Raw genomic sequence first — 10,258 nt, forward strand, 5'->3', positions numbered from 1 at the left:
GGCCCGGTCCGGGCCGGAGCGGATCCGTCCCGGGCTCAGCCCTGGCCGAAGAGGGTCCGGCCGAAGTACTCGGTGTCGAAGTACTCCCGCATGCTCCGGATCCTGCCCTCCCTGACGGTGAACTGCGCGCTGATCTCCAGTACGTACGGGGCGCCGTCGCGCGTCGTGGCCCGGGTGACGCACTCGACCGAGACCTCGTCGCCCTCGGCGATCACGTGGAGGACGTCGACCGCGTACTCGGCCGTCGGGTCGAAGCGCTCTCCCATGGGCATCAGGAACTTCTCGGCGATCTCGCCCAGCCCGGTCCAGGTCCCCGCCACCGGATGGCTGCCGGGTATGCGGTAGACGGCGTCGGCTGCGACGACGTCGGAGATCACCGCCGCGTCGCGTTCACGCAGTCCCTGGAGGTAGCGGTGCACGACGCTCTTGGCGTCGAGGTCTTCCCGGGTTCGTTCGGCGGCCTGGGTCATCGGTTCTCCTCGGGTTGTCACTGATCGGTCGTGCGGGGGCGAGGGCCTACGTCAGCTCGCCGGGGCGTCGTCCAGCAGCTGGGGCGTCAGGGCCCGCTGGAAGGGCTTGAACAGCACGGACTGGGGTGCGTGGCGCAGATACAGGTCGCGCACGACGCGCAGGGCGGGGTTCTCCAGCTGTTCGAAACCGCCGAACCTGCGGGAGACCTCGACCATTTCCCGGGTGCGCTCGCGCCGCAGGTTCTCGTACCTGCGCAGCGAGGCGACGGTGTCCGTGCCCGCGGCCAGGCACTGGGCCAGCACCACCGCGTCCTCGATGGCCGTGCTTCCGCCCTGGCCGAGGCTGGGGAGCATCGGGTGTGCGGCATCGCCCAGCAGGGTCACCGGACCCTCGCCCCAGTTCTCCAGGAACGGGCGGTCCTGTGCCGGTACGGCGACGATGTCCTCGGCCGGGGTCGTCGAAATGGCCTCGCACACCTCCTCCGCCCATCCGGCGTAGGCGCGCACGATGGGGTCCTTGTCCCCGTCCCAGCGGCCGGCCGCGTCGGCCGACATGTTCAGGGTTCCCCACCAGTAGGCGCGTCCCTGGCCCACGTCGTGGATGCCGAAGCGCTTTCCGAGGCCCCAGTAGTGCGCGTTGAACCCCTTCGTGATCCTCGGGTGGGCGAAGGGGGTGACGGAGAGCCAGCAGAGGAATCCGCCGTACCGCGGGCCGCTGTCGTCGCCGGTACGCAGGCGGCGGACCGCCGAGTTGATGCCGTCGGCACCGATGAGGATGTCGCCGGTGGCTTCCCTGCCGTCCTCGAAGCGGACCCGGACGCCGTCCCCGGTGATCTCGTAGCCGGTGGCCGTCGCGCCCACCTCGACGGGCATTCCGCCGAGGGCGTCGAGCAGGGCGGCCTGCAGATCGCCCCGGTACATCGCGACGCTCGGGGCGCCGAGCCGGTCACCGGCGGTCTCGACCGGCAGGGACCGCAGGGTCCGGCCCTTGTCGGTCATGATCCCGGTGTGCAGGATCGTCTGTCCGCGCTTCTCCAGACCGAGGTCGATCCCGAGGGCGCTCAGGGCCGCCACGGCGTTGCTCATCACGGAGATGCCGAATCCGGCGGGGCGCAGATCGGGCGCCCGCTCGTAGACCTCCACGTCGACGCCGACCCGGCGCAGCGCCACGGCGGCCGCGAGCCCTCCGATGCCGGCTCCGATCACGAGGGCGCGGGGGCTGGTTCGCTGTGCCACGTCAGTGTCCCTTCTCTGCGGTACGGGGAGCGGGCACCGGGCCCGCGGGGTGCGGTGTGCCGTCGTCCTCGGCCCGCGCCAGTGCGGCGACGGCCTCGGCGACGTGGGCCACGTGCGGCTCTTCCATGAGGGAGAGGTGGTCGCCGGGGACCTGTACGACCTCGACCCGGCCGGTGGTCATGGTGTGCCACCCGTTGGCCGGGTCCTTGTGCTGCGTACTGCCGGCGCCGTGCATCGCGTGCAGGACCTGCGGCAGCGGCTCGGTGGCCCGGATGAGGGTCACGTCGTCCGCCACCGGTCCGGGCCGGTAGTGCTGGGTCGCGCGCCAGTTGGCCTCGTACACCGCGAAGAGACGCCCGACGAGCGAGCCCCTGCTGTCGGCGGGCAGGATGCCCTCGTCGGCCGCGACCGAGGCGATGTAGTCGAACTTCTGCTCAAGCGTGCCGAGTTCGTCGGGAATGGCTTCCAGGGGCGAGTCGCCGCCGCGGCCGAGCAGCAGCAGCTCCCAGAAGAACCAGCCGAGCAGCGCCTCGTCGGTGAACGCCCTGTGCTGGTCCTCCGGCCCCAGGGCCACGGTGTCCAGCAGGATCACCTTGGCGACCTGCTGTCCGGCGGCCCGCAGCTGCCGTGCCATCTCGAAGGCCACGAAGCCGCCGAAGGACCAGCCGCCTATGACGTAGGGGCCCTCGGGCCGGACCCGGCGCATGGCGGCGACATAGTGCGCGGCGATCTCCTGCATGGTGCGCAGGGGCGCGGTGCCCGGGTCGCCGCCGGCCGCCTGGAAGGCGTACAGCGGCTGGTCGTCCGGCAGATGGCGGGCGAAGGGTACGTAGCAGAGCACGTTGCCGCCCATGGGGTGGACCAGGAAGATCGGCGGCCTGCCGCCGGCGCGCCGGATCGGCACCAGCGGGTCGAAGCCGGGTGTGGCGCCGCCTGCGCGCAGCAGCTCGGCCACGGCGGCCACCGTCGGCGCCGTGATGAAGGCGGAGATCGGGATCGGGACGCCGTACCGCTGCTCGATCAGCACGACGAGCCGCATCGTGGTGAGGGAGGTGGCGCCCCGCGTGAAGATGTCGTCGTGGACGCCGATCCGTTCGAGGCCGAGGAGTTCACCGAGCATCTCCACCAGGGTGCGCTCGTACGCGTCCCGGGGCTCGTCGCCCTCCCCGGCGTCCGGCCGGGTCAGCGGCCGCGCCCGCAACGCCTTGTCGTCCCGCTTGCCGCTCGGGGTCAGCGGCAGCACGTCCAGCCATTCGAAGTGCTGCGGAACCATGAACTCGGGCAGTACGGCGCGCAGTTCGGTCCGCAGGAGGTTCAGGTCGGTCCGCTCGGCGTCGCCGGTCAGGAAGGCCACCAGTGCGGTGCGTCCGTCCGCCGCGCTCCGGGCGACCACCGCGGCCTGGTGGACGCCGATGTCCGGATGGCGTGCCGCGAGGCCGGTCAGGGCGACCTCCGTCTCGGCGGGCTCGACCCGGTAGCCGCGGATCTTCACCTGGGTGTCGGCCCGGCCCGCGTAGGCGAGGACGCCGCCGGGCAGGACGCGGCCCAGGTCACCGGTCCGGTAGGCGGTGACCTCGCCGTCGGGCCCGGCGATGCGCACGAACCGCTCGGCGGTCAGCGCGCCGGCCCCGAGGTAGCCGTCGGCGAGCGCCGGCCCGGACAGGTACAGCTCGCCCTTCACACCCGTGGGGACGGGACGGCCCAGCGGGTCCAGGACCTGTACCCCGGCACCGGTGACGGGGGTGCCGATCGGGACGAGTGCCGGAAAGGCGGCCGGGTCGCCGGTCAGGGTGTGGCGGGTCACCACGTGCGACTCGGTGGGCCCGTACTGGTTCTCCAGGACCGCTCCCGGCAGCGCGGCGACCAGGGCCCGGATCTCGTCGGTGACCCTCAGCTGCTCGCCGGAGGACACGATCACGCGCAGCGCGCGCGGGACGATTCCGAGGGCCCCGGACGCCTCGGCGAGTTGCTGCAGCGTCACGTACGGCAGGAAGATCCTTTCGACGCCGGACTCGTCGAGCAGGCGCAGCAGCGCCGGCATGTCACGCCGTTCCTCCTCCGTGACCAGGCGCAGCGTGCCGCCCGCGCAGAGCGTGGAGTAGATCTCCTGGAAGGAGACGTCGAAGCTGAGCGGCGCGTACTGCACGGTGGTCCGGCCGGCGGACGCGCTCTCCGCCCGGATCTGCCAGCCGGTCAGGGCGGCCAGGGAGCGGTGCGGCATCACCACGCCCTTGGGCCGGCCCGTGGAGCCCGAGGTGAACAGGATGTACGCGGTACTGCCGGGGTCGATCGCGTCCGGCAGCGCGCCCGGCTGCCCGGGGGTGGCTGCCGCCTCCGGGCCGAAGAGCGACTCCGCGGACAGCAGGAGCCCCGGGTCCGGCAGGAGTGCGGCGTCCGCCGTACGGGCGATGATCCGGAACGGCCCCGCCTGCTCCACCATCGCGGCGATGCGCGCCTGGGGATAGGCGGTGTCCAGCGGCACGCACGCGGCGCCGGCCATGGCGGTGCCCAGGATGGCGGCGACGGTCTCCGGCGAGCGGTCCATCGCGATGCCGATGCGGGCGCCGGGGCGGGCCCCGAGAGCGGTCAGCCGGCGGGCCACCCGCTCGGCGGACCCGCGCAGTTCGCGGTAGGTCCAGGTGCGCTCGCCCGTGGTGACGGCGGGTGCGTCGGGGGTCCGGCCGGCCTGCCGGCCGAAGAGCCGTACGACGTCGTCGGTGAACGCGTCGGCGGTGGGGGACGCGCCCTGGCGCGTACCGGCCGGGAAGGCGAGGCCGGGCGGCTCCTCCGGACCGGTGACGAGGCTGCGCAGCACCTCGGTGTAGGTGTCCCCGAACAGTTCGGCCTGGGCCGGGGTGATGGTGCGGCCGTCGCCGTCGATCCGCAGTCCGATCGTGCCGTCCTGCGGATGGAGGAAGGCGTTGACCAGGAGCTGGAAGTCGGTCTCCTCCCATGTCGTGAACGCCTCCAGGCTTACGTCGGGAAGACGCAGCACGTCGGAGAGCACATGGAAGTGCACGTAGTTGAACGCGGTGTGCAGGACCGGGCTTCCGCCGTGGTCCGCCTGCATGGCGCTCAGCGGACAGCGCTGGTGGGCCTGGCCCTCGGCCTCCTGGCGGTGGAGTTCCCGGACCACGTCGAGCCGGCTGCCCCCGGCCCCGGGGGCGCCGACGCGTACCGGAACGGTGTTGAGGAAGAGGCCCACCATGCGCTCGGCGTCCGCGTACTCCGGCCGGCCGTGCGTGATCACGCCGGTGGTGACGTCGTCGAGCCCGGAGAACAGCCGCAGCGTCAGGCAGTGCGCGGCCAGCAGCACGGACTTCAGGGGCAGCGCGTGCTCCCTGGCCAGGGCGCGGGTCTGCCGGGTCAGCCCGTCGGGCAGCACCAGCTGATGCACCACCTGTTCCTGGGCGCGTGGCGCTTCGGACGGTGCGAAGCCGTCGAGCCGCAGCGCCTGGGCTCCCGCCAGTCGCCGCTGCCAGTGTGCGCGGGCGGCGGGGTCCGCCTCCGCCTCGCGTTCGCCCCGCACGTGGAGGGCCGGGGTGAGCAGTTCGCCGTCCGGGACGGCGGGGATGTCCGCGCCGAGCGTGTGCAGGTAGTCCTGGAGGAGTTCCCGCAGCAGGTTGGCGACGCTGCCTCCGTCGAGGAGCGCATGGTGGAAGCTGAGCACCAGGTCGACGGCGTCGTCGCGCACATGGGCGCGGAAGAGGTACAGCGGCGGCCGTTCGAACACGTACGGGTGGAAACGCCGTTCCTCGATGTGCCGGCGGATCTCCGCCTCCGCTTCGGCTCCTTCGCGCCCCCGCAGGTCGGCGATCTCCAGTCCGCCCGGCGCGCTCGTGTGCACGATCTGGAGCGGCTCGGTGAGCCCGCCGAGGTCGAAGGAGGAACGCAGCGCGGGATGGCGGGCCGCCAGCCGCGCGAAGGCGTCCTGGAAGCGTGCCTCGTCCCACTCCATGGCCAGGCGGTAGCGGAAGACGTCGTGGTAGACGGCGGAGCGCTCGTCCCGGCGGCTGTGGTAGACGAGCCCCAGCTGGAGCCGGGTCAGCGGCCAGGCGTCGACCGCGTCCCCGAGGCGCGCCCGGTCCACGTGCGGGACGAGCGCGAAGGGGGCCAGGCCGGCCGCGGGCCCGGACTCCTCGGTGGACCGCGCCGCGAGGGCGGCCACCGTCGGGTTCCGCGCGAGGTCGCTCAGGGAGAAGTGGATGCCCTGCCGCTCGGCCAGCGCGCGGACGCGGAGCATCAGGAGGGAGTCGCCGCCCAGGGCGTAGTAGTCGTCGTGGATCCCGACCTCCCGCACCCCGAGCACCTCGGCCCAGACCGCGGCGAGCACCGCCTCGGTCCCGTTGCGCGGCGCCGCGCCCGGTTCCCCGGCGGGCTCGGCGTCCGGGGCGGTGAGCCTGCGCCGGTCCAGCTTGCCGTTGGGCGTCAGGGGGATCGCGTCGATCCGCCGGAACTGCGCCGGGATCATGACCTCGGGAAGTTCCTCGGCCAGCCGGCCGCGCAGGAACGCCGTTTCGAGGTCGTTCCCGGCCACGTAGTGGCCGACCAGGAAGGTGCCGCGCCCCGGGGCCGTGTGGTCCGTGACGGCGGCGTACCGCACGCCGGGTATGCGGGACAGGGCGTCCTGGACCTCGCCCAGCTCGATGCGGTTGCCGCGGATCTTCACCTGCCCGTCGATCCGGCCGAGGTACTCCAGGGTGCCGTCGCCCAGCCAGCGGGCGAGGTCGCCGGTGCGGTACATCCGGCCGCCGTCGACGAAGGGCGCGTCGACGAACTTCTCCCGGTTCAGCTCGGGCCGGCCGAGGTATCCGCGGGCCAGGCCGACGCCGCCGATGCACAGCTCGCCCGGCACGCCCACGGGCTGCGGCTCGCCGGCCCGGTCCAGGACGTGCAGCTCGATGTTGTCGATCGGCCGCCCGATGGGGACCCGGGGTACGGACCGCCCGTCCGGCGCGGGGCAGACCTGCGCGGAGACGTCGACGGTGGCTTCGGTGGGCCCGTACAGGTTGACCAGGACGGGTGCGTCCTCGGTACCGAAGACCCGGTGGAACTGTTCCACGTGGCCGGGGGTCAGGGCCTCGCCGCTGCAGAAGACATGGCGCAGCGAACCGGCCCGGGCGCGCAGCCCGTCCGACTCCTCCAGCAGGTCGAGGAAGGGGCCCAGCATCGAGGGCACGAAGTGCGCGACGGTGACCCGCCGCCGTTCGACCGTGCGCAGGATCTGCCGCGGGTCCTTCTCGCCTTCCGGCGGCAGCAGCGCCACCGAGGCTCCTTCGACGGCCCACCAGAACAGCTCCCACACCGACACGTCGAACGAGACGGGCGTCTTCTGCAGCAGGACGTCGTCCGCGCCGAGCGGGAACGCGCGCTGCATCCACGCCAGCCGGTTCACCACCGACCGGTGCTCGACCATCACGCCCTTGGGCCGTCCCGTAGACCCGGAGGTGTAGATGACGTAGGCGAGATCGCGTGCACCGGCCCCGGCCCGCACCGGGTCGGCCGGTCCCCGCAGCAGCTCGCCGACCGGGCACACCTCGGTGCCCTCGGGCACCGGGACCCCGCTGTCCGCGGCGTCCGTCACGACGGCCCTGGCCGCGCTGTCCTCCAGGATGAAGGCGATACGCCGCGCGGGATGTCCCGGGTCCACCGGGACGTACGCCGCACCCGACTTGAGGATGCCGAGGACGGCGGCGAGCATCCGCGGGCCGCGCTCCATCAGGACGGCGACCCGGTGGCCGACGCGTATCCCCCGCGCCCGGAGCGACCGCGCCACCTGGTTGGCCCGGGCGTCGAGCCCGGCGAAGCCGAGCGTGTCCCGGTCCTCCGCCCCGTGCACGGCGGTCCTGCCGGGCGACCGGGCGGCCTGCTCCTCGAACAGGGCGTGCAGGGTCGTGTCGTCGGCGAACGGGATGCGCGGGCCGCGGGTGAAGCCCTGGATCTCGTCCTGCTCGCGCTCGCTCAGCATCAGCAGCTCACCGGCGGGCCGTTCGGGCTTGTCGAGCCCGTGGGCGATCAGCGAGGTGAGGTGCTCGACCAGCGACGAGACGGGCAGGTCGGCGTCGAACACATCGGTGGCGTAGCGCAGTTCGACCTGGAGCTCCGACCGGCCCCGGGTGCCGACGACGCTGACGACCAGCGCCTCGTCGTCGTGCGGCGGCGCGGTGAACGCCGCTCCCCCGCGTACCACGCCGTCGAGCTCCAGCGGCTTGCGCAGGGTCATGTAGGTCAGGGTGACGTCGAAGAGCCGGCGTTCCCGGGAGCCGTCGGCCGGCAGCTCCCGCAGGACGTCCCCGATCGGCAGCCGCTGGTGCTGCTGCAGCAGGCCGACGCCCTCCTGGACGCCGCCGGCTATCGCGGCCAGTGGCTTCCCGTCGGGGACCTCGATGCGCAGGGGCAGCGTGTTGGCGTACTGCGCGACCGCGGTCAGCTCCGTTCTGCTGCGCCGGTTGAGCAGGGGCACGCCGATCACCGCCTGTTCCGTGCGGTGCACCCGGGCGAGCCAGGTGCCGAGCGCGGCGGCGAAGAAGGCGAAGGGGGTGCTGCCGCTCTCCTTGATGCGGTCGGCCACCGCTCCCGGCAGGGTGAACGTGTGGAGTCCGGTGGCGGGCCCGCCGTCCTGCGGGTGCCGGGTGAAGAAGCGGGGTTCCGCCGCCGCGAGCTCGGCGCGGTGGAAGGCCCGGTCGTCGTCCTGCTCCGAGGAGCCGAAGTAGGCGTCCCGGCCGGTGACCGCGGTGAGCGCCGACGGGGCGGCGCCACGGTCGCGGGGCTCCTGCCCGCGGGACCGGCGGGCGTAGTCCTCCATCACCTCGGTGTGCAGGATCTCCGCGCCCCGGCCGTCGACGAGCAGATGGTGGCCCATCAGGAACAGATGGAGCGTGTCCCCGCTCTCCCGCAGCAGCGCCGCGCGGAAGAGCTTGCGCCGCCGCAGCTCGAACGGGGTGGCCATGGCCTGCTCGCGCCAGGCCCGGCACGCCGCCGCGGGGTCGGCCGCGCCGGAGAGGTCGACCAGGTCGACCGCGGGCGCCCCGTCGTCGGTCAGCGCGTCGGCCCTCCACTGCCGTGGCACGCCGTCGAACTCGTCGAATCTGAGCCGGAAGGCGTCGTGCCGCTCCAGGGCGCGGGTGAAACACGCCCTCAGCAGTCCGCCGTCGACGGCGCCGCTGAACCGTTCGAAGACGGCCCCGTTGAACTGGGCGGTGCCCGGCGTCCGGGACTCCGCGAGCCAGATGTCACGCTGATACGGCGACAGCCGCACGTTCTCGGTACTGATGACTTCCCCCTGGTCTGCTACGGGTGCCGCGCTGGGCACACCGACACCTTCCGGGCGCGACCGGTCCCGGATCTTCTCCGTCAGGCGGCGACGGCCGCCGCTCGCTTGGCCCGTGCGGCGCGGATGCCTTCGCGCCGGTCCGCGAAGGACGTGGCCTGGCTGTCCAGCCGGGCCACGAACGCGGCGAGTTCCTCGCGTGCCGCCTCGCCTGCCGGGCCGAACCCGCTCCGCTCGAACACGCGCAGATTGCGCAGGATCGGCATCACCACGCTGTCGTGGTGCAGCCGCAGGTCGTAGATGCCCGCGATGGCGATCTCCGCGGACTTGCGCCCGAAGTCCTTGATCGTGGAGCCGGGCATCTCGAACCCGGTCACGACATCGTGTACGGCCTCCATCGCCCGGTCGGGGGCGAGTTCGAACGCGGCGTCGACCAGGTTCCGGTAGAAGACCATGTGCAGGTTCTCGTCCGCCGCGATCCGCGCGAGCAGCGCGTCGCAGACCGGGTCGGCGCTCACATGGCCGGTGTTGCGGTGCGAGATCCGGGTGGCGAGCTCCTGGAAGGAGGCGTACGCGATCGCGTGCAGCGCGCTGAAGCCGTCGGGGCGGTCGTATCCCGCCGACATGTGTGCCATCCGGGCCCGCTCCAGGGCCCTGGGGTCGACGGCCCGGGTGGCCAGGAGGTAGTCACGCAGGGCGATGCCGTGCCTGGCCTCTTCGGCCGTCCAGCGGTTGACCCAGTTGCCCCAGGCCCCGTCCCTGCCGAACTCGGCCACCGCGAAGTGGTAGCCGGGCAGGTTGTCCTCGGTCAGGAGGTTGACGACGAGCGAGGTCCGGGCCACCTCCGGGAGCTTCGCCTCGTCCTGGGTCCATGCCTCACCGCCGAGCGGACCCTCGAAGTCCCGGCCCTGACCCCACGGGATGTACTCGTGCGGGAACCACTCCTTGGCGACGTCGAGGTGGCGGTGGAGATTGTGCTCGACCACGGGCTGGAGCTCGGCCAGCAGGGAGCCCTCGGCCCGTGCCGCTGAACGGTCTGACGGGTCGGGACGGTACGAGGAGTCGGGACGGCCGGATCGGTCGCTGGGTGGCATTGCGCTCTCTGTTCGTCTGGTCGGGCGGAAGAGGACGGGGTCGGTCGGTGGCGGGGGCCCGGGCGGTGGGGGCCGCCGGGGCCCCCCCCCCCGCCCCCCCCCCCCGGGGGTGTGGGGGCGGTGCGTTACGGGGCGGGGGCCCCCGGGCCCGGGGCCCGCTCACCCGCGGGGCCACCCCGGGCCCGCCG

At 73.2% G+C, this 10,258-nt stretch carries 4 protein-coding genes; all 4 read right to left on the bottom strand.

Translation table 11 applies throughout. From position 1 onward, the window contains the following. Positions 1 to 35: 35 nt before the first annotated feature. The 4 genes from ACIQMX_RS31665 to ACIQMX_RS31680 are packed head-to-tail and all read right to left on the bottom strand — an operon-like array spanning position 36 to position 10,070. A complete protein-coding gene (locus ACIQMX_RS31665; protein ID WP_363067226.1) occupies positions 36 to 470 on the bottom strand; it encodes a nuclear transport factor 2 family protein in 435 nt (144 codons plus the stop codon). A 51-nt stretch (positions 471 to 521) separates the two neighbouring features. Continuing rightward, positions 522 to 1,706 carry an FAD-dependent monooxygenase gene (locus tag ACIQMX_RS31670; RefSeq protein WP_363067225.1) on the bottom strand — a complete coding sequence of 395 codons (1,185 nt, stop codon included), beginning with the start codon at positions 1,704 to 1,706 and terminating at the stop codon, positions 522 to 524. Position 1,707: 1 nt separating this feature from the next. Continuing rightward, the gene (locus tag ACIQMX_RS31675) at positions 1,708 to 9,018 is read right to left on the bottom strand and encodes an amino acid adenylation domain-containing protein (RefSeq protein WP_402483212.1); all 7,311 of its coding nucleotides are present in this window, start codon (positions 9,016 to 9,018) and stop codon (positions 1,708 to 1,710) included. Positions 9,019 to 9,059: 41 nt separating this feature from the next. Further along, the gene (locus ACIQMX_RS31680) at positions 9,060 to 10,070 is read right to left on the bottom strand and encodes an acyl-ACP desaturase (RefSeq protein ID WP_402483215.1); all 1,011 of its coding nucleotides are present in this window, start codon (positions 10,068 to 10,070) and stop codon (positions 9,060 to 9,062) included. Positions 10,071 to 10,258: the final 188 nt, after the last annotated feature.

The organism is Streptomyces sp. NPDC091416, assembly GCF_044756845.1.
Taxonomy (GTDB): domain Bacteria; phylum Actinomycetota; class Actinomycetes; order Streptomycetales; family Streptomycetaceae; genus Streptomyces.